This is a genomic window from Dinoroseobacter sp. S124A, from assembly GCF_049801015.1.
GTDB lineage: Bacteria > Pseudomonadota > Alphaproteobacteria > Rhodobacterales > Rhodobacteraceae > Dinoroseobacter.
This window is the reverse complement of sequence record NZ_JBNAGD010000001.1, coordinates 294361-314204: the sequence shown is the minus strand read 5'-3', so window position 1 is coordinate 314204 and position 19844 is coordinate 294361. Positions and strand designations below refer to the sequence as shown.

The 19844-nt window shown below is 62.3% G+C and carries 14 protein-coding genes; 3 read left to right on the top strand and 11 right to left on the bottom strand.

The features are described 5' to 3' along the window. Positions 1-117 precede the first annotated feature (117 nt). The 10 genes from ACP15I_RS01515 to ACP15I_RS01470 all read right to left on the bottom strand — a co-directional run bounded on the left by ACP15I_RS01515 (position 118) and on the right by ACP15I_RS01470 (position 15578). Positions 118-453: a hypothetical protein gene (locus tag ACP15I_RS01515; RefSeq protein ID WP_424973621.1), complete on the bottom strand. Its 336-nt coding sequence runs from the start codon at positions 451-453 to the stop codon at positions 118-120. A 35-nt stretch (positions 454-488) separates the two neighbouring features. Continuing rightward, complete coding sequence (locus ACP15I_RS01510; RefSeq protein ID WP_424973620.1) at positions 489-2213, bottom strand: HAD-IIIC family phosphatase; 1725 nt, start codon at positions 2211-2213, stop codon at positions 489-491. Between the two features lie 214 nt (positions 2214-2427). Beyond that, positions 2428-3342, bottom strand: coding sequence for a sulfotransferase family protein (locus ACP15I_RS01505; protein WP_424973619.1), 915 nt, complete (start codon positions 3340-3342; stop codon positions 2428-2430). A 162-nt stretch (positions 3343-3504) separates the two neighbouring features. After that, entirely contained in the window at positions 3505-4512 is a 1008-nt protein-coding gene (locus tag ACP15I_RS01500) for a TylF/MycF/NovP-related O-methyltransferase (RefSeq protein WP_424973618.1), read from the bottom strand. 147 nt (positions 4513-4659) lie between these two features. Next, positions 4660-6405 carry a dihydrolipoyl dehydrogenase gene (gene lpdA / locus ACP15I_RS01495; RefSeq protein WP_424973617.1) on the bottom strand — a complete coding sequence of 582 codons (1746 nt, stop codon included), beginning with the start codon at positions 6403-6405 and terminating at the stop codon, positions 4660-4662. A gap of 12 nt (positions 6406-6417) precedes the next feature. After that, positions 6418-7683, bottom strand: a complete 1266-nt coding sequence (gene aceF / locus ACP15I_RS01490; RefSeq protein WP_424973616.1) for a dihydrolipoyllysine-residue acetyltransferase — start codon at positions 7681-7683, stop codon at positions 6418-6420. A gap of 26 nt (positions 7684-7709) precedes the next feature. Beyond that, positions 7710-10367, bottom strand: a complete 2658-nt coding sequence (gene aceE, locus ACP15I_RS01485) for a pyruvate dehydrogenase (acetyl-transferring), homodimeric type (protein ID WP_424973615.1) — start codon at positions 10365-10367, stop codon at positions 7710-7712. 232 nt (positions 10368-10599) lie between these two features. Then, positions 10600-12300, bottom strand: coding sequence for a D-lactate dehydrogenase (gene dld, locus ACP15I_RS01480; protein ID WP_424973614.1), 1701 nt, complete (start codon positions 12298-12300; stop codon positions 10600-10602). A 14-nt stretch (positions 12301-12314) separates the two neighbouring features. Next, a complete protein-coding gene (locus ACP15I_RS01475; protein ID WP_424973613.1) occupies positions 12315-14381 on the bottom strand; it encodes a TRAP transporter large permease subunit in 2067 nt (688 codons plus the stop codon). 144 nt (positions 14382-14525) lie between these two features. Then, positions 14526-15578, bottom strand: coding sequence for a TRAP transporter substrate-binding protein (locus ACP15I_RS01470; protein ID WP_424973612.1), 1053 nt, complete (start codon positions 15576-15578; stop codon positions 14526-14528). A gap of 326 nt (positions 15579-15904) precedes the next feature. Between ACP15I_RS01470 and ACP15I_RS01465 the strand changes: the two genes are divergently transcribed. Genes ACP15I_RS01465 through ACP15I_RS01455 form a run of 3 tightly spaced genes read left to right on the top strand, consistent with a single transcriptional unit; the run spans position 15905 to position 19144 of the window. Continuing rightward, positions 15905-16696 carry a FadR/GntR family transcriptional regulator gene (locus ACP15I_RS01465; protein ID WP_424973610.1) on the top strand — a complete coding sequence of 264 codons (792 nt, stop codon included), beginning with the start codon at positions 15905-15907 and terminating at the stop codon, positions 16694-16696. A gap of 55 nt (positions 16697-16751) precedes the next feature. Next, the gene (locus tag ACP15I_RS01460) at positions 16752-17870 is read left to right on the top strand and encodes an AAA family ATPase (protein WP_424973609.1); all 1119 of its coding nucleotides are present in this window, start codon (positions 16752-16754) and stop codon (positions 17868-17870) included. A 2-nt stretch (positions 17871-17872) separates the two neighbouring features. Beyond that, positions 17873-19144, top strand: coding sequence for a DUF2201 family putative metallopeptidase (locus tag ACP15I_RS01455; RefSeq protein ID WP_424973607.1), 1272 nt, complete (start codon positions 17873-17875; stop codon positions 19142-19144). Here the strand turns inward: ACP15I_RS01455 and ACP15I_RS01450 are convergent. Further along, complete coding sequence (locus tag ACP15I_RS01450; RefSeq protein ID WP_424973606.1) at positions 19141-19836, bottom strand: hypothetical protein; 696 nt, start codon at positions 19834-19836, stop codon at positions 19141-19143. The two genes, ACP15I_RS01455 and ACP15I_RS01450, sit on opposite strands and share 4 nt — an antisense overlap. Positions 19837-19844: the final 8 nt, after the last annotated feature.

Here is a 19844-nt window from a genome sequence, read left to right as displayed (position 1 = left end):
CCCCAAATTTCCAATGTCAACAGCCAAGATGAAAGGCGCTCGCACCCAGCGCTTCAACACGCGGCCCTGACCCGTCTCCTAAATCAAACGGACGTTAGAAAACCGTTAGGACCGCCTTCAATCCTCGCTTATTTCAAAGCCGCAGCGTAAGTGGCCGTCGAAATATTGCAATGCAGCAAATGTCACAGCAGCATGCGCTGCCAGACTAGCTTTTTGCGGCATTTCTCGCAAGTTGTGTTGATCGTGGTGAGGACCCGGGCCGATCGATCTTGTCGCAGTTAACCTCATTTTTCTACTCATGTCGCGGCGGTCGATATCCGCGCGATCAATACCATCACTCGCGAAAACTGTATCCAGACTCGCCGCTTTACGCAACGATATGATGAGTTTGAAACGCGAGAATAGCGCAATCCCTGAGCGCTTGCCTGAATTGTCAGCACGCCAAGGGCGCAAGATCCTTGGCCAGACGGGGCTCCGGACCTCGTCTCCTACTCCGCCGCGACCTCGGACAGACCGGTCTGCGCCTCCGCTTGCGTCATGAAATCATTGACGCAACTGGCGATCTTGAAATAGCCGGCCCGGGTGTAATGGTCACTGTCCTGGAAATCCTCTTCCAGCAAGAGCGCATCCAGATCGACCAGATGGGCCTGCGCCTGCCCATCGCAAAAGGTCCGGCACATGGCATTATAGGCATGTCGCATCCCGCCGGTCCGCTCTGCCTGCTGGCCGGTTTTGGTCGCAGCCGTCAGCAGGAACACCTGCGTGTTCTGAGCGACCAATGACATCACCCGCTCCAGACTGCGGCGGGTGAGCTCGAGACTTTCGTCAAGCGTATATCGACGGTGATAAAAGCTCTTGGCGAACCAAAGGGCCTGATCGGACTTGATGAATTTCTTGAGGGTGCGCGGCGGCACCTTGATCAGGTACTCGCCCCCCCATTCCTTGCCCCCAAACGTAAAAAACGTGTCCCCGGGCACAGCGTAATAGAGCGACAGCAGCACCACATCCGAACTGGCCAGAGCGGTATCCAGCGCCTCCATATCCTGATGTGACCAGCTGGGAAACTTCTTCAGCGTCTGGTCATGCTTGAGCGGCTTGCGCGGATTGAGAAAGAACCCCGGATCGTCATAGCGCACCAGATAGCCGCGATCCTCCTTGTTGACGAACTCGTGGCGATTGGTGCCGCAATAGAAGGACACCTGGAGCAGGTCACAGCCACCGACGAGGCACAAGGTCCGGTCATCCTGTTCGGAAAACACCTGATCAGAGGAGGAGGCCTCGGCGATCCAGTCGATCTCGTCATGCTCATCGAGCGGATTGGCCACGGGCCCCTTCACAGCGAATTCCGGCGCGCCGATCCGACGCCAGACAAACTGCTCCACCCCCATGTTCAGGGTGCGGCAGGAGAAGCAGAAATGGTGCACAGTCGTGCCGTTGAACTTCACCCGTGCCGCAAAAAAGCCGACGATGCCGTAATCGCCGTATCGATCCGTGACACGTACCAGTCCCGCGTGAACCCCGGAGGTCGCCAGCAGCGCATCGAGCTCAGCACGCGCGGCGGTGGTCTCGACCCGCTTCTTGGTGAAATTGAGCTGGTTCGTACGGTTGATCAGCTCCAACACGCGGTCCATATGCGGCTCGATCTCGGTGATGATCTCGACCCGGATCTGCGATTGACGCAGGAACTCCATATTGTCGAGCGCACCCGCCGCCTGTTCAGCCTGCTTGGTCTCCAGCATCTTGTACTGCGCCAGCCTGGAATGCGCGCGATCATCCTTGCCCTTGAGCTGGGGCAGGTCGAGCAATCCGCTCAGATCGCCCTGGGCCTGCACACACATGAGCCCTTTGTTAAAAAAGCCCGCCTCTTCGAGGTTCATATGATTGTCGTCCAGAAACAGGACGTTGGGGGCACGCAGCTGCGCCCGGTCCAGGATGCTGGCGATCGCCTGTCCCTTCGGGGTCCAGTCGATATGGGGGAACACGAAATACTCCCACACGCCCAGAGTTTCGAGCGCAGCGCGCGCTGTCTCGAGGTCGTTCTTGGAGCAGATCGATGACATGATCCCGCGATCAGCGAGCGCCTTGATCATCTGCGTGTGGGCCGCCAGCTCTGTCATGCCGCCTTCGGACAGAGTCCCCTGCCAGAAGGTTTCATCAAGGTCCCATATCACCAGTTTGACCTGAGACGTCACAGCTTCGAAGGTCGTGCTCACGTCACGTGCTCCTGTCTCCAGACGCTCCGTTCAGGAGCGGGTTCGGGCCCGGCAGGCCGCGCGCCTTCTGGCGCAAATCACGCGGTGTTCCCGCGGGTCGCCGTGGGACCTGCGCCCCCGGCCTTGGCTGCGTTTCACAGCTTAGGCCTTGGATCGCACCAAATTGCAAATTTATCGTTTCCAAGATCCTAAAAAGTCCGGAAACTCGCGCAGTTCAGCCGTCTTTATAGCCAAAAAACTTGGCCATTTCGACCACGTGGTCCGCAAAGGGCATACCGTCATCGCGCCAGGGCAGCGCCCCGGTCAGCGGTTCCGGCTTGGCGGTATAGGGCCGCAGCGCCGGCTTTTCCTGAAAACTCGGGTCGCCGCCCCATGGCGCATTCTCGGGGCCGGGTTGGGCAAAGGGCGAGGTTTCGGGGTGCTTCATGGCCTCGATCGCCTCGGCATCCGAGGACACCCCGACCCAATCGCAGATTGTCTTGAGCCAGCGATCCGGGTCCGTCAACAGGTCCTCGCCACGGATCCGCATATGGCGTTCCGGTTCGATCGTGTCGAGGAAATCCATTATCCGCTCATGGGCAACGAACCAGTGTACCTGCGGGTCGAGCACGGGCGGCGTCATCCGCCGGTCCCAGGAATCGCCGAGCGGCGAGGCCAGGATCATGGCGTACCATTCCGCGGTCATCATCGAGCGGCCCGCCGACATCGGGTGCCGGGTGATATGCAGGTAATTGGCCCCGGGCAGGATCTGATCCTGGCGGAAAGGATATTGCGGGTCCGCCACGATGGACGGGCTCTTTTCCACGATCGCTTTGGGGGCCACGGCTGCCTGCAACTCGGCCATGAGCGCTGCAGTGGTCATGCCGGGATTGTTGAACAGAAAGGCGCGCATCTCGTCGACACCCTCGGCAGTCACTTCTCCATATTCGAGCTGCGCCATGGCCCGCACGATGCCATGGGCCAGCCCGTTGCGCCCGCCTCCGGTGTTGCGCAGAAACTCTCCGATGGTCTCGCCCAGCGTCAGGTTCAGCTCCGGCATGCCGTAATGCTCGGGATGCTGCCCCAACATACCGGCGGCGACTGTCGTGAAAGAGCGACCGGGGCCCAAAAGGACGAGGGGCTGCGCCATATATGACCTCTTAAATCTCAGAGACTTGCAGCGCCCGGCCCGTGCCGGCACGCCGTGTCGAGAATGGGCTCACTGAACCATGATCCCGGATGTGTTGCAAATGGAGGCTGTGCCCCGCCCCGCGGCCTCTTGGCACAAAGGCCCGCTGGCGGAACGGTGCCGTCAGCCGTTCGAAGCCGCCTGTTTCTCGGTCCGGAGGCGGGCCTGTTCTTCGCGGCGTTTGGCCAGATTGGCGGCCTGACGCTCTTTCTGAAGTTTCAGACGCTCCTGCCGGCGCTCTTCCATGATCACGGCGCGACGCGCCTCGAACTCTTCCCGCTCCTTGGCTTTCTGAATACGCAGCTCTTCGGCGCGGACCACCCGCAGCTCGGACACCTGGTCATAGAGCGCCGCGAGCGAGGTCACCTCGGCGAGGTAGTCCGGATCCTCCAGCGGGCCGTAGTCGATCCCGTCTTCGGTCAGCACCAGAGAGGCCTGCTGCCAATAGGAGCCCCCCATCTGCTCGCGCCACGTCGGAAAGGTCTTGTCGCGGATCATCTCAAGCGTTTCACGCGGCAGCCAGAGGTTCTTGTCCAGCGCCAGCCAGCGAAAGCCCAGCCCGGTCCGCTCCAGCATCTGGAACAGGGCAAGCATCTCGTTCCAGAGTGCGTCAGCGTAGTTCACCAGTTCATCGAAATAGATCGGCAGGCCCGGGCGCAGATGGCCCTTCGCCTCCAGCGCGGTAAACACATCCACGGTCGAGGAATAGATATCGCAGTCGATATTCACGAAGGCGACAGGGTCTTCATTTTCCTCCAGAAATCCTGGCAGTGTGTCTGAGAAATACCCTTTCACCAGCCGGACATTCTCGGGCACCTCGGGCAGGTCGACCACCTTGAAGGGTTTCTGCCAGTCGATGCGACCATCCTCGGGGAAGCCTTCGAAACTGTCGAAGCCGACCCAGCTTCGGTCCGGCTGCGCGTCGGCACAGAGATTGATCGACCGCCCCCGCCAGACCCCGAATTCCAGCCCCAGCCCGGGCTGATCCGCGACCACATCGATCGTGGTCGGCAGCACGGTGGTGCGGGTGACCCGGTCACTTTCTGGCGCGTGGAGGGCGCAGGCCTTGAGCTTGTGCAGGTTGGCCAGAAGAAACGCCGCGTAGCGCTGGGAGTCCGTCAGGTCGGTCACGGGCATACTCACCTCTCGGTCCGGGATTAATCAATAACTCCGGTATAAAGCGATCTTTGCAAACCAACCGTAAACAGCCCTCGCCCAAACGCAAGCGCCCGGCTCGAACGGATCGAGCCGGGCGCAAAGCTGCCAGTGACCGACAGGTCAGGCTTTCTTTTTCTTCTTCGGCGGCATCAGGTCCGTGATGGTGCCTTCGAACATCTCGGCGGCGAAGTTCACCGTCTCCGACAGGGTCGGGTGCGGGTGAATGGTGTGGCCGAGATCGACGGCATCCGCCCCCATCTCGATGGCCAGCGCGACCTCCGAGATCAGATCCCCGGCACTGGTACCAACGATACAGGCGCCGATCACGCGATCATCTTCGGGATCAAAGAGCAGCTTGGTGATCCCCTCGGACCGACCGTTGGACAAGGATTTGCCCGACGCCGCCCAGGGGAAGACACCCTTCTCGTACTTGATACCCTTGGCCTTGGCGTCGGATTCCGTGACGCCGCACCAGGCGACTTCGGGGTCCGTATAGGCGACCGACGGGATCAGACGCGCATCGAAATGCCGCTTGTGCCCGGCAGCGACCTCGGCCGCCACCTTGCCTTCGTGGACGGCCTTGTGCGCCAGCATGGGCTGGCCCACCAGATCGCCGATAGCGAAGATATGCGGCACGCCGGTGCGCTGCTGGCTGTCCACGGCGATGAAGCCGCGCTCATCCACGACCACACCAGCCTTGTCCGCATCGATCAGCTTGCCGTTCGGCTTGCGCCCCACGGCCACCAGCACCTTGTCGAAAGTGTCGGTCGTGACCTCGCCCTTGTCATCCTCGAAGGAGACCTTGAGGCCTTTCTTCAGCGCTTCGACCGCGGTGACCTTGGTCTTGAGCTTGATGGCCTCATAGCGCCCCTCAATCCGCTTATGCAGCGGCTTGACGATATCCTTGTCCGCACCCGGGATGATCTGATCCATCAGCTCAACCACAGTGATGTCGGAGCCGAGCGCGTCATAGACCGTGCCCATTTCCAGACCGATGATCCCGCCGCCCAGCACCAGCATCCGCTTGGGGATGTCAGCCAGTTCCAGCGCACCAGTGCTGTCGATGATCCGGTCATCTTCCGGCAGGAAGGGCAGGTTCACCGGCTCGGAGCCCGCCGCGATGATGCATTGGTCAAAGCTGACATTGGTCACCTTGCCGTCGTCATCCTCGACCGCGATCATGTTCGGGCCGGTGAACTTGCCGTAGCCGTTCACGACCTGAACCTTGCGGCCTTTGGCCAAACCGCCCAGACCGCCGGTCAGCTGACCGATCACGCTGTTCTTGAAGCTGCGCAGCTCATCCAGATCGATCTTGGGCTTGCCGAAGCTCACGCCGTGACCGCCCATCTCCTCGGCCTCGGTGATGACCTTGGCCACATGGAGAAGCGCCTTGGACGGGATACAACCCACATTGAGGCACACCCCGCCGAGCGATGGATACCGCTCGATCAGAACGACCTTCTTGCCCAGATCCGCCGCCCGGAACGCCGCAGTGTAGCCGCCCGGGCCCGAGCCCAGAACGACGACCTCGCCATGGACATCGCCGGGCCCCGTTGCGGTGCCGGTGGCCGCCACAGCGCTCGGCGCCGCGACTGCGGCCGCGGCGGGCGCGGCCTCGACGGGCGCGTCAGCCGCCCCTGCCGCGTCGAACACCATGATCACAGTGCCTTCGGAGACGCTGTCGCCCTCGGCCACCTTGATCTCCTTGACCACGCCATCGGCGGGGCTCGGAACTTCCATGGTCGCCTTGTCGGATTCCAGCTCGATCAGCGGGTCCTCGGCGGAGACAGTGTCTCCGACCGCAACCAGGATCGAGATGACGGGTACATCGGAGAAATCACCGATATCAGGTACTTTAACTTCCATCGATCCGTCTCCTTACCACATCAACTTGCGCATATCGCCGAGCAGGGTCTTGAGCGTCACGACAAAGCGTGCGGCCAGAGCCCCATCCACGGCGCGGTGGTCATAGCTGAGCGAGAGCGGCTGCATCAGGCGCGGCACGAACTCTTCGCCATTCCAGACCGGCGCCATCTTGGACCGGGTCAGACCAAGGATCGCGACCTCGGGTGCGTTGACGATGGGCGTAAAGGACGTGCCGCCAATGCCGCCCAGCGACGAGATGGTGAAGGTCGCGCCCTGCATGTCCGGGCCTTTCAGCTCGCCTGCACGGGCCTTGGCCGACAACTCCATGAGTTCCTTGGAGATATCCACCAGACCCTTGCGGTCCGCATCCTTGATCACCGGCACCATCAGACCGTTGGGCGTGTCCGCCGCAAAGCCGATGTTGTAGAAGTCCTTCTTGATCAGCTTGTCGCCATCGGGATGGATCGAGCTGTTGAACTCCCAATGGGTTTTCAGCGCGCTGACCGAGGCCTTGATCACGAAAGACAGCAGGGTCACGCGATAGCCGTTTTCCTTGGCCATCGTGTCCATTTCCTTGCGGTACTTATCAAGGTCGGTGATGTCCGCTTCGTCATTATGGGTGACATGCGGCACATTCAGCCAGGAGCGGTGCAGCGCCGGGCCCGAGATCTTCTTGATCCGGGGCATTTCCACGTCTTCGACCGGGCCAAATTTCGAGAAGTCCACAACCGGGATCGGCGGGATGCCCATGCCACCGGCGGCAGCGCCCCCCTTGGCCGGAGCCGGAGCGGTGGACGATTTCAAGAAGGCGGTGACGTCTTCGCGCAGGATACGACCCTTGCGGCCCGACCCGTTCACTTTGCTCAGGTCAATCTCCAATGCCCGGGCAAAGGCCCGGACGGAGGGCGAGGCATGCGCCTTGCCGAAGCCCGCATCGGTGACGGGCGCCGGAGCGGCAGCAGTGGCAGGCGCAGGTGCCGGAGCAGCGGCAGGTGCCGCGGCGGGCGCTGCAGCCGGAGCCGCAGCGGGCGCTTCGGCAGCCCCCTCCCCTTCGAGGATCAGCAGAAGCGTGCCTTCGGAGACACTGTCCCCCTCGGCCACTTTGATCTCGGCGACTTTACCGGCGGCAGAGGACGGAACCTCCATCGTGGCCTTGTCGCTTTCCAGTTCCACCAGCGGGTCTTCTTCGGCCACCACATCCCCAACACTGACCAGAATGCTGATCACAGGTACGTCGGTGAAATCCCCAATGTCAGGCACTTTGACTTCGATTGCCATGTTCTTAACTCCTCTCGTCCCTAGCCTTAGACCAGCCGCGGGTTCGGCTTCTCGCCGTCAATTTCGTATTTTGCCAAAGCGTCCTTGAGGACTTTCTCGGTGATGTTGCCTGCCTTGAAGAGCTGGACCATCGCCGTGGCTGCAATGTGGTTCGCATCCACCTCGAAGAAGCGCCGCAGGTTCACGCGGCTGTCCGAGCGGCCAAAGCCATCGGTCCCGAGCACGGTGTAATCCCCGGGCACAAAGGCGCGGACCTGCTCGGCATAGTTCTTCATGTAGTCGGTGGCGGCGATGATCGGACCCTTGGCCCCCTCAAGCTGCTGGGTGATGAACGGCACTTGCGGCTCACCTAGCGGGTTGAGGCGGTTGTTGCGGGCGGCATCCTGACCGTCGCGGGCCAGCTCGTTGAAGCTGGTGGCCGACCAGATATCCGAGGTCACACCGAAGTCTTCCTCGAGCATTTCCGCCGCCTTGATCGCCTGCACGAGGATCGTGCCCGAGCCCATCAGGTTGACATGCTTCTTGCCCGGACGTGCGGTTTTCTTGAACCGGTACAGGCCTTTGACGATGTCATCCTCCACACCCATCGGCATGTCCGGATGGCTGTAATTCTCGTTCATCAGCGTCAGGTAGAAATAGACATCTTCCTGATCCACATACATCCGCTTCAGACCATTATGGACGATGACGGCCACTTCGTAGCTGAAGGTCGGATCGTAGGTGATGCAGTTCGGGATGGTCCCGGCGAGGATGTGGCTATGCCCGTCCTCGTGCTGCAGACCTTCGCCGTTCAGGGTCGTCCGCCCGGCGGTCCCGCCCAGCATGAAGCCCCGTGCGCGGCTGTCGCCTGCGGCCCAGGCCAGATCGCCGATCCGCTGGAACCCGAACATCGAGTAGTAGATGAAGAACGGGATCATCGGGACGCCGTGGTTGGAATAGGACGTCGCCGCCGCGATCCAGTCGGCCATGGCGCCGGCCTCGTTGATACCCTCCTGGAGAACCTGCCCGTCGATGCTCTCTTTATAGAACATCATCTGGTCGGCATCCTCGGGGGTGTAGTTCTGACCCATCGGGTTGTAGATGCCCGCCGAGCGGAAGAGGCCTTCCATCCCGAAGGTCCGGCTTTCGTCCGGGACGATCGGAACGACCTGCTTGCCGATATTCTTGTCCCGCAGAAGCGTGGTCAGGATCCGGACAAAGGCCATAGTGGTCGAGATCTCGCGATCACCGGTGCCCTTGAGCTGCCCGTCGAATTTCGACAGGGCCGGGATCTCAAGCTTGGGCGTGTCGCGCCATTCGCGCTTGGGGAATTCCCCGCCCAATTCTTTGCGGCGCTCGAGGATATAGGCCTTCTGCGCGTTGTTGAGCGACACGAAGGGCGCCTTGGCCACATCCTCGTCGCTGACCGGGATCTGGAACCGATCGCGGAAGGCGCGCAGCTGATCCTCGTTCATTTTCTTCTGCTGGTGGGTGGTGTTCTGACCTTCACCGGCCGAGCCCATCCCGTGACCCTTGACGGTCTTGACCAGCAGACAGCTCGGCTGACCCTTGGTGTCCGAGGCCTTCTTGAAGGCGGTATAGACTTTTTGCGGATCGTGACCGCCGCGCCGCAGGGCCCAGATCTGATCATCGGTCCAGTCTTCGACCAGCGCCGCTGTCTCCGGATACTTGCCGAAGAAATGCTTGCGGATATAGGCGCCGTCCTTGGACTTGAAGGTCTGGTAGTCGCCGTCCACGGTCTCTTCCATAAGCTGACGCAGCTTGCCCGAGACATCTTTCTCCAGCAGGTCGTCCCAGCCCTTGCCCCAAAGCAGCTTGATCACGTTCCAGCCCGCGCCCCGGAAGTCGCCTTCCAGTTCCTGCACGATCTTGGAGTTGCCGCGCACCGGGCCGTCGAGCCGCTGCAGGTTGCAGTTGATCACGAAGATCAGGTTATCGAGACCTTCGCGCGCTGCGAGGTCAATCGCGCCACGGCTTTCCGGCTCGTCCATCTCGCCATCGCCGAGGAAGACCCAGACCTTGCGGTCTGCCATGTCGATCAGGCCGCGGTTGTGCATGTATTTCATGAACCGCGCCTGGTAGATCGCCATGAGCGGACCAAGACCCATGGAAACCGTGGGGAACTGCCAGTAATCCGGCATCAGCCAGGGGTGCGGATAAGAGCTCAGGCCCGAGCCGTCCACTTCGGACCGGAAGTTTTCAAGCTGTTCTTCGGAAATCCGGCCCTCCATGAAGGAGCGCGCATAGATCCCGGGGATCACGTGACCCTGGAAGAAGACCAGATCGCCGCCATGGATTGCGGATTTGGAGCGCCAGAAGTGGTTCAGACCGATATCGTACATGACCGCCGAAGAGGCGAAGGACGCGATATGCCCGCCATATTCCGAGGACACCTTGTTGCGGCGCACGACCGTGGCCATGGCGTTCCAGCGGTTGATGGTGCGGATGCGCCATTCCATGTCCATATCGCCCGGGAATTCGAGCTGATCGTCCACGGGAATGGTGTTCTGGTAAGGCGTTGTCGCCGAGAACGGCAGTGTGGCACCTGCGGCGCGGGCTTGTTGCACGGCCTTGTCGAGCAGGTAATGCGCGCGATCCGCGCCATCCCGTGCGATCACATCTTCAATGGCTTCCTGCCATTCCTGTGACTCGACCGGATCAATATCGTGTTTGGTGTCAGTCATGGTCCTCTATCCCTCAGGAGCCCCGTTCGGAGCCGGCTCCAATTCGTTTAACACTAAATCAATCGCAAAGTCCGGTTGGCAAAATGCCTCCCCCCTTCCGCTCACGCCCCGTGGGACGCTGTGCGACTGACGCTCCTATGTCTCTGATGCCGTGTTAACACGGGGCCTGTTAGGTCAGAACCCCTGCCAGATGCATAGCGCTACGCATCTGACGCATACCAATGGTTCAACATTAAACTTCCTCCCGTTCTTCGCCGTAATACTTGGCTTTCGACATCTTGCCGATCCCCGGATTCATGGAATTCGTCGGATCCACCGACTTGTAGAACGCCGCGAGATCCGGTTTCGCCGGATAGAGGTGGCCGACATTGTGCTCTGCCGGGTATTCCGCCCCTCTTTGGTCAAGCAATTCAAGCATTTCCGCCTTAAGCGCCTTCACGTCGACGCCTTTCTTGACGATGTAATCCTGGTGCAAAACATGGCACATGAAGTGCCCGTAATAGAGCTTGTGCACGAGCTTGTCGGCGATCGAGGGCGGCAGCTCTTCGAGCCAAGCCCGCTCGTTGCGCTTGAGCGCAATATCGAGCGCAAGGATGTCCTCGACCTCGTTGAAATGGATATTCTGGTATCGGATCGCCGCCCCAGCCGCTGCAAAGCGGTTCAGACCGGCAATCTTGCCTTCCTGCGGGGTGCATTCGAAATAGTCACCGTCCCGCGTCGCGAAAAACCCGTTCAAAAACAGCCGGGCCTCGTCGATCCCGCTGTCGCGCATCTTGAGGATCAGATGATGCTCGTAGCGGTCGCGATACTCCATCAACCGCGGGGGGATGAGGCGCGGCACCAAGCGACTGGCAAATTGCATGAACTTGTCGGTAAACCCGCGGGTCAGCGCGAACTTGTTCAGCCTGGCATCCACCGCGCCCTTGATCGCAAAGAACATCGGCAGCTTGTCCGTGCCGAGCCAGTTGATCATCATCACGGTGTCTTTGCCGTATTTCTCCGAGATATCGAAGATCTCGCGCTGCATGTATTCTGCCGAGACCGGCAGCGTCTTGAACTCCGCCAGCATGTGGCGGCGCAGCGCCGTAAGCTCCTCGGGATCATTGGTCCCGATATAGAAAACCTGTTCGGCCTCGTTCTTGGGATAGGAATCCAGCCGCACGGCAAAGACCGCCAGCTTGCCCGCGCAGCCCGCCGCCTCGTAGAGCCGCCGCTTGTCCGCGTTGAACCGCGCAGGGGTGTCCGCATCCACGTCGCGAACGCGGGTCGCATATTCAGTATCCGAGGCCTGCTTGTTGGAATACTCCACATCCGCATCGGTGAACGCGCCCGTCTGCAGACGTGTCAGGATCTCTTCCGGGGTTTCGCCCAGATTGATGCCCAAATGATTGACCAGCTCCAGCTCGCCATCCGCCGAGATCTGCGCAAAGAGGGACAGCTCGGTATAGGACGGCCCCCGCTCGATGAGGGAACCGCCGGAATTGTTGCACACTCCGCCGACGATGGACGCGCCGATGCAGGAGGAGCCGATCACCGAATGGGGCTGGCGCCCCAGCGGATCCAGCAGCTTTTCCAGCGCAAACAGCGTGGCCCCCGGCAGGCTGATCACCTGGCGCCCGCCATCGAGCGTCATCAGCTTGTCCATCCGGCGCGTGTTGATCAGGACCACGTCCCGATCATAACCGCCATTGGGGGTGGAGCCTTCGGTCAGCCCGGTATTGGCCGCCTGCATGATGACGATCTTGTCCGCCTTCACGCAGGCCTGCAGGACCTTCCATTGCTCTAGGATTGTCGCTGGCTGCACGACCGCCAGGGCATCGCCCTCCCCCGAGCGGAAGCCCTTGCGGAACCGCTCGGTCTTGCGGGCATCGGTCAGGATGTGGCGTTTGCCAACGATGCCGCGCAGGGTCTCGACAAGCTCTTGATCGGTCATGTGCCCAGCCTCCTTCAGTAGGCTACGGAAGGTAGCCAGGTTGCAAGTGCAGGCAGCAGGAACACCAGCGCCAACCCCGTCAGCTGCAGCAGGACGAAAGGAATGATCCCTTTGTAGATGTCCAGCAGCTTGATCTCCGGCGGGCATACCCCCTTCAGATAGAACAGGGCAAACCCGACCGGCGGAGTCAAGAATGATGTCTGCAGGGTGACTGCGACAAGAATGACGAACCACACGAGCGCCGGCTCGTCGATGACGTCAAATCCGGGGATGTCGATGCCCAGCCCGTTCACGATCGGACGCATCAGCGGCAGCACGATCAGGGTGATCTCGATCCAGTCCAGCACGAAGCCCAGCAGGAACACGATGAACAGGATGAAGAGCACGGTGCCGTTCGGGCCCAGACCTGTCGAGGCGATCATATGCTCGATCAGCTCGTCTCCACCCAATTCACGCAGGACATAGGAGAAGACCGTGGCACCAAGGAAGATCGCAAAGATATAGGCGGTCGTGTTGAAGGTAGAGACCAGCACATTGACCAGCTTCTGCAGGGTCAGCTTGCGATAGCCCAGCGCCAGCAGCGTCGCGCCCAAGGCGCCCACACCAGAGGCTTCGGTCGGCGTGGTGATGCCCGCAAAGATCGAACCCAGCACCGCAAGGATCAGGCCCAGCGTCGGCAGAACCGCGATCAGCACGTCCTTGACTGCGTCCCAATCCGGCGAGACGGCCCCTTCGGGCACCGGTGCCACATCGGGCTTCAGGTAAGAGATCACGAAGATATAGACGAGGTAGAGCCCCCCGATGATGACGCCCGGGAAGACCGCGGCCATGAAGAGATCGCCGACAGACAGGGCCATCTGGTCGGCCATGATCACCAGCATGATCGACGGCGGGATCAGGATGCCCAGCGTGCCCGAGGCCGAGACGACACCGGCGGCCAGTTTGGGCGAGTATTTCTGCTCCATCATCGACGGCAGGGACAGAACCCCCAGCAGCACAACCGAGGCACCGATGATGCCGGTGGAGGCCGCGAGGATGATCCCGATCATCGTCACCGTGATCGCCAGACCGCCACGGGTCTTGCCGAACAGACGCTGCATCGAGGTCATCAGCCGCTCGGCCACACCGGATTCGTCCAGCATGAGGCCCATGAAAATGAACATCGGCAGGGCGACAAGCACCGCGTTGGACATGGTCGCGTAGACCCGGTTCACCGTGGCACCCAGGGTCAGGTAGTCGAGCCCGGTCAGCGTGCCCTCAAGCCCGGTCCAAAGCATCAGGTCATTGTCAAAGAGGAAGGCGAGCCCGCAATAGGCAACCCCCACCCCGGCAAGCGTCCAGGCCACCGGATAGCCGGTGAAGAGAAGCGCGATGAAGGTCATGAACATCGCCACGACCAGCTTCTCCTCGGTGGTCTCCACCAGGAAGGTCAGGCCAAAGGCCACGACGGCAAAGGCTGCCAGCGCCGCGAGGATCAGGCCAAGCCCCTTGCCCGCCTTCTCGTCCTCGTAGCCGACCATCAATGCGTGCCCGTCATGGACCAGACGCGCCAGGGCGGCGATTGCCAGCATCACGAAGCTGAACGGGATGATCGCCTTGAACGCCCAGCGCATGGGCAGGCCCGTCGGGCTGTCGGAGCGCTCGTTCACCCGGTAGCTCTCGTAGAAATAGTCATAGCCCTGATCCACCATCAGGTAGATGAAAGGCACCAACAGGGTCAGGATCCCGATCACCTCGATGATCCGCTGCGACCGGCGGCTCAGCTGCATATGCAGCAGGTCAACGCGCACATGGCTGTCGGTGACGAGCGCGTATGAGATCCCGATCATCGTGACAGCCCCATAGAAATGCCACTGGATCTCGTCGAGCTTCGGGAAGTTCTGGTTCAGAAGATAGCGGAACAGCACCTGCGCCACGATTGCGGTGATGAGCAGGATGTTGGCCCACATGACCACATGGCCGACGCCTTTGACGGTCTTGTCGAGCGCGATCGCAAAGGATTGCGTGTCGCGCTCTTCGTGTTCGAGCAGGTGCTCATACGTTTCGATTGGATCTTGGATCTGATTGGGCTGCACGGCCATTAGTCCTCTCCTTGGGTCCCCAGATGGCAGGCGCAATTGCCCAGCCGCTTTTGCATAAGGTTTTGAAATGTCTGAAAATCAGGGGGTAGTCGGGGCGGCGCGGGAATTGGGAGGGGGGAGGGGCGCCGCCCCGGTCCAGACGCGTTACTGACGCGGCAGGAAGGCGTTCCGCTTCCAAAGGGCATAGCCTTCGCGGAATTCGGTCATGTCGGCGAGAACCTTGGCAAAGTACTCGTCATTGGCAGCTTCTTCGGCGGCCACATCGTCCCAGGTGGTCCGGAACAGCTCGAGCATCTCGGGCGACCACTGCTTCATCTCGACACCGTTGTTTTCAATATTGTCGATCAGAGCGGCGTGCTGGATGGCTTCGCCTTCGGCAAAACTGTCGGCCATGGAGGCTTTACAGGCGCTTTCGATGATCGCCTGGTGCTGCTCGGAAGCTTCGTTCCACACGTCCTTGTTGATCATCAGCTCGAACACGGTCGCCTGCTGGTGCCAGCCGGGGAAGTAGTTGAATTTCACCAGCTTGTGGAAGCCGAGACGGGCGTCGATGGCGGGCATGGAGAACTCGGTCGCGTCGATCGCGCCTTTTTCCAGCGCCGGGAAGATCTCGCCACCAGGCAGCAGCGACGTGGCAACGCCGAGCTTCTGCATGACTTTGCCGCCCAGACCGAAGAAGCGCATCTTCAGGCCGTTCAGGTCCTCGGCGGAGTTGATCTCGTTGGCGAACCAGCCGGAGGTCTCGGGCGCGATGATCGCGCAGGGCAGGACTTTGACGTTGTAGCCGGCCTGGTCATACATCTCCTGATAGAGGTTCATGCCGTTGCCGTAATAGAGCCACGCCATATACTCGCCGGCCTCGGGGCCGAAGGGCACAGCCGAGAAGAGCGGCGCAGCCGGGATCTTGCCCGCCCAGTATCCGGCAGTGGTGTAGCCGGAGTTGATCTTGCCCGAGGAGACCGCGTCGAGGATCTCGAAGGCCGGAACCAGCTTGCCGGGCTCATAGACTTTCATGCGCAGGGTGCCGCCGGACATGGTCTTGAGCGCTTCGGCCACACGGGGGATCGGGGATCCCAGACCCGGCAGAGCGGTCGAGAAGGCGATGGGTGTCTTCAGCAGCATCTTGTCTGCTGCATGCGCAACCGGTGCGGTCAACATGGTCGCGGCTGCCAGCAGGCAGGTCAGGGTCTTTTTCATGTGTTTCCTCCACAAAAAACCGTGGCTCGGGGCCATTTCAATGTTTGGGGCGCTGGATGTGTCCTCCGCCACCCTGCCATGGTTCATAAACTTTACCACGGCAGTGTGGCAAACTTTATTTACCAGCCGCGACAATCTGTGCGCATACCACCTATGCGTGCGCTGCAGGGCATTGACTGTTTTTTAATCGGCATCTGGGATGTCGGATTGGCTAAATACCGCCGTATACAAAGGTATTCGGCCTCCTGCGGCACGAAAGGCGTATTGCCAAATCGAGATTCAGGACAATATTATTTACCACGTGGGCCAGTACAGAGGATCACTCCATGCCTGTCGAAGCTTCTATATTCCAACCCATCGACCACGAATCGGTGGCGGACGCGGTCGTTGAGCGCATCGAGGAGCTCATCGTCAGCCGCGTCCTGCGACAGGGCAGCAAACTGCCCCCCGAACGGGACCTGGCCGAAGCGCTCTCGGTGTCGCGGCCCAAGCTGCGCGAGGCCCTGCGCCGGCTGGAGGATCACGGCCTGATCGAGACGCTCAAGGGCGAAGGCTCTTTCATCGCCCAGCTGACAAACAAGGCGATGTCCCCTGCCCTGCTCGATCTCTTCTCGCGCCATGGCGAGGCGTTCTTCGAGTATCTGGAATACCGCAAGGAGCAGGAGGCCTTCGCCGCCCGTCTCGCCGCGGATCGCCATACGGAATTCGATGCCAAGGTCATCACCCAGCATCTCGAGACCATGCGCGTCGCCCATGAGGCCCATGATGCCCGCACCTCCATGGAGGCGGATATCGACTTCCATTCCTCCATCGTGGACGCCTCGCACAACACCATGCTGAGCCATATGATGTCCTCGATCTATGAGCTCACCCGGCGCGGCGTGTTCTACAACCGCGACTACCTGCGCGCGATCGACGGCACGGGCGAGATGCTGCTGGCCCAGCATGAGGCGATCGGGGCGGCCATCCTGCGCCGGGACGCCGACGCGGCCGAGGCCGCGGCCCGCGAGCATATCGATTTCGTGGGCGACAGCTTCCGCAAGGGCGAAGAGCAACAGCGCCGCGAGGCCCTCGCCCAGAAACGCTATGCGCTGGCCAACAAGGTCACTACCCACTGACGCTCGACCGCCCCGCCCCGCGCCCTAGCTCTGCGAAGACGAGAGAGGGGGTGCCATGGCACTGAATGCAATGACCGTGTCCGCCGGAACCGCGCTGGACGTGTTGCGCACGGCCTGGAGCGCGCAGCAGGCCGGGCAGCTCACCGCCTCTTACATGCTCCATGGCGCGCCCGGGGTGGGCAAGACCGAGATCATCCAGCAACTCGCAGAGGAGATCGGCGCGCGGCTCTTCGATCTGCGCCTCACCACGATTGAGCCGCAGGATCTGCGCGGGCTGCCCTATTACGACCACGACGCGCAAAAGACCGTCTGGTACCGCCCAGAGGATCTGCCCGATGACCCGGCGCGCCCGGCGGTGCTGTTTCTTGACGAGCTGACCGCCGCCGCCCCATCCCTGCAGCCCACGGTCTATGGCCTGCTGCAGGAGCGGCGCGTGGGCCAGCACCGACTGCCCGATACCGTGTTTCTCGTGGCCGCGGGCAACACGGTCGAGGATGGCGCCATCGCCTACGAGATGGGCAGCGCCCTGTCGGACCGGTTGGTACATCTGCATGTGGTGGCAAGCGCGTCGGACTGGCTCGAGAATTACGCGATCCCCAATGGCCTCCACCCGGCGGTGATCGCCTTCCTGCGCAGCCGGGGCGATCTGCTCAGCACGGTGCGCGCCGCACAGGAGCGTGACGACCTGATCGCCGCCACCCCGCGCGCATGGGCCCGGGTCAGCGCCATCCTGCGCGCCACACCGGACCGGCGGCTGCGCAATATCCTCGTGGCGGGCACGGTGGGCGAGGCCATCGGCGCGGAATTCGCACTCGTCGCTGACGAGGTCGCCGCGACCGTGCGCATAGATGAGTTGCTGCAGGCCGAGCCCGGCAAGCGCCTCGCCCTCTACCCGGACAGCATGCATGGCCTTCATGCGCTGGTGTACGGGCTGATCGGCGCGCTGAACGCCGAGACTGCAACCGGGGTCATCGCCTGCATGGCGGATCTGACCCGGCTCGCCGAGGCGCGGCCCGAACCCGTCTTTCGCACCCTGCCCCTGGAAGAGCTGCGCACCCATGGGTTCGAATTGCTGATCCAGCGGGGTCTTGCGCTCGATCTGGCCGAAAGCTTTCTCGACTCCCCCGCCTATGCCGACTACGCGCGCCAGCGCGAAGAGGCCGGGCTGGCCTGACCATGACCCGCGCCGCTGCGCATTCCCAACGGGCGACACGGGCGCTGCAGAAGCTCTCGGAGGCGGACCCGGCCCTTGCCGCACTGGCCCTCTGGTGCCAGCATCGCGACCGGGATCTCGGCGCGCTACCTGCACAAAGCCAGGGCGTGCGCATCGCTTATGGCCCGGCCTTCGAAGGGCTTGGCCTGTCGGAACAGATGGGGCTCTGCGCCCATCACATCCTCCATGTCGCCCTGCGCCACAGCGCCCGCGCCAATGCGCTGGAACTTCGGCTGGGGCCAGCCTATGCGCCCGAGCTTTTTGGCATTGCCGCCGATGTTCTGATCAACGAGACCCTGCTGGCTGCGGGCTACATCCAGCCCCGCCCCCATGTGACCCTCGCAACCCTGGGCCGCGCGGCCCCGGCAGCGACCGCGCGCGATCTTCTGGGCCAGTATGATGCGGAGCGGCTTTACATGGCCCTGCGCGGCAATGGGGGCGACGCAGGCCGGGCCGAACAGGCGCGCGAGGCGCTGACCGAGGCCGCCCGAGCCGATGGCTACAGAGCCGATCTCGCGCCCGAGCAGGACGATGGAGGCGGAGAGGACGACACCCAAGAGGCGCAGGATTTCGAATGGCGGCAGCATCTGGCCCGCGCGCTGGAGGCGGGCAAGCTTGCCGGGCGCGGGATCGGCGCGCTCGGCTTTCGTCTGGCGGATATCCCCGAGAGCCGCACCCCGTGGGAGCAGACCCTGCGCAGCCTTCTGGACCGGGCCCTGCGTGACGCGCCCCGCCCTAGCTTTCGCCGCCCGGCCGGGCGCTGGGTCGCCGCCGAGACCGAGGCCCGCGCCAATGGCCGCCCGGTCCCGGTGTTTGAGCCCGCCCGCCAGAGGGATCATATGCAGCCCCGGATCGTGCTGGCGCTCGATTGCTCAAGCTCGATCACGGGGCAGGATCTGGCCCATTTCGCCGCCCAGGTCGCCCGGATCGGGCGGCGCGTGATGGCCGAGATCCACGTGATGCTCTTTGACGAGGTGGTTCAGAGCCACCGCCAGATGCGCGGCGCAGGCTGGTCCGACAGCCTTGCGGATTGGGACTTCGCCCGCGACGGCGGCACCTCCTATGTCGAAGTTGTCGCCGAGGCCGCGTCGCTCAGCCCTTCGGTCCTCATCCTGCTCACCGATTGCGACGGTCCGTTCGGCGACCCGCCCGGACGCCTGCCCGTGATCTGGGCCTGCGCCGAGCCACCGATCCAGCGCCCCCCGTTCGGCACGCTCCTGACAATGGAGCGCTAGGAGGGCCGCGCCCGCGCCATGGCGGCAAGGCGCGCATGGGCGGAAACCTCCGCCGGGTCGAAGGGGACGCTGACCTCAAGCTTGTTCTGAGACAGGTTCACCCGCTGCAACGCGTCCTCGGTCAGGCCCTCGGCAAAGATCGTGTCTTGCACGTCCTGCCGTTCCGCAGGCGTCAGGGACAGGAAACGCGGATCCTCCCCGCCCTCTTGCACCGATAGGAATGTGAGCTGCGGCACTCGGATCAGGCCCGATTGCTCGATCATCAAATGCAGCTCGCCCGCGCGCATGTCCCGTGCGGCTGCGATCCGGGCCAGAACCGAGCGCGCCCGCACCTGCAGCAGGTCCTGCACCCGCGCAACCTCGGCCTCCGTCGCCAGCGCGCGGCGCTTGTCGCGATCCGACACGGTCAGGACATAGGTCTCGATGATCAGCACGAAACCGAACATCGCCAGCGGCGCCTGGCTCAGGCCCAGCGCCCAATCGGGCCGCGCGATCATCAGGAGCGGAAAGGGCAGAAGGGCAATCACGTAGCGCGCAAGCGATTTCTCGAACACGATCCGCCAGAACAGCTTGGAAAAGAGACCACCTCGCGGATAGACCCAGACGCCCAGCGACATCAGCCGTCGCGGCACGTAGCTTGTGTCCAGCGTGGATTTGCCCAGCACCGTCTCGGGCGTGACCACGAGGATCATCGCCCGCC

What these genes read in the sequence shown, in the direction of transcription:
- ACP15I_RS01505 (WP_424973619.1), bottom strand. Translation starts at nt 3,342, where the DNA reads ATGGCGCAGCCCCTCGTCCTTTTGGGCCCCGGTCGCTCTTTCACGACA.
- lpdA (WP_424973617.1), bottom strand. Translation starts at nt 6,405, where the DNA reads ATGGAAGTTAAAGTACCTGATATCGGTGATTTCTCCGATGTACCCGTC.
- aceF (WP_424973616.1), bottom strand. Translation starts at nt 7,683, where the DNA reads ATGGCAATCGAAGTCAAAGTGCCTGACATTGGGGATTTCACCGACGTA.
- aceE (WP_424973615.1), bottom strand. Translation starts at nt 10,367, where the DNA reads ATGACTGACACCAAACACGATATTGATCCGGTCGAGTCACAGGAATGG.
- dld (WP_424973614.1), bottom strand. Translation starts at nt 12,300, where the DNA reads ATGACCGATCAAGAGCTTGTCGAGACCCTGCGCGGCATCGTTGGCAAA.
- ACP15I_RS01475 (WP_424973613.1), bottom strand. Translation starts at nt 14,381, where the DNA reads ATGGCCGTGCAGCCCAATCAGATCCAAGATCCAATCGAAACGTATGAG.
- ACP15I_RS01470 (WP_424973612.1), bottom strand. Translation starts at nt 15,578, where the DNA reads ATGAAAAAGACCCTGACCTGCCTGCTGGCAGCCGCGACCATGTTGACC.
- ACP15I_RS01465 (WP_424973610.1), top strand. Translation starts at nt 15,905, where the DNA reads ATGCCTGTCGAAGCTTCTATATTCCAACCCATCGACCACGAATCGGTG.
- ACP15I_RS01460 (WP_424973609.1), top strand. Translation starts at nt 16,752, where the DNA reads ATGGCACTGAATGCAATGACCGTGTCCGCCGGAACCGCGCTGGACGTG.
- ACP15I_RS01455 (WP_424973607.1), top strand. Translation starts at nt 17,873, where the DNA reads ATGACCCGCGCCGCTGCGCATTCCCAACGGGCGACACGGGCGCTGCAG.
- ACP15I_RS01450 (WP_424973606.1), bottom strand. Translation starts at nt 19,836, where the DNA reads ATGATCCTCGTGGTCACGCCCGAGACGGTGCTGGGCAAATCCACGCTG.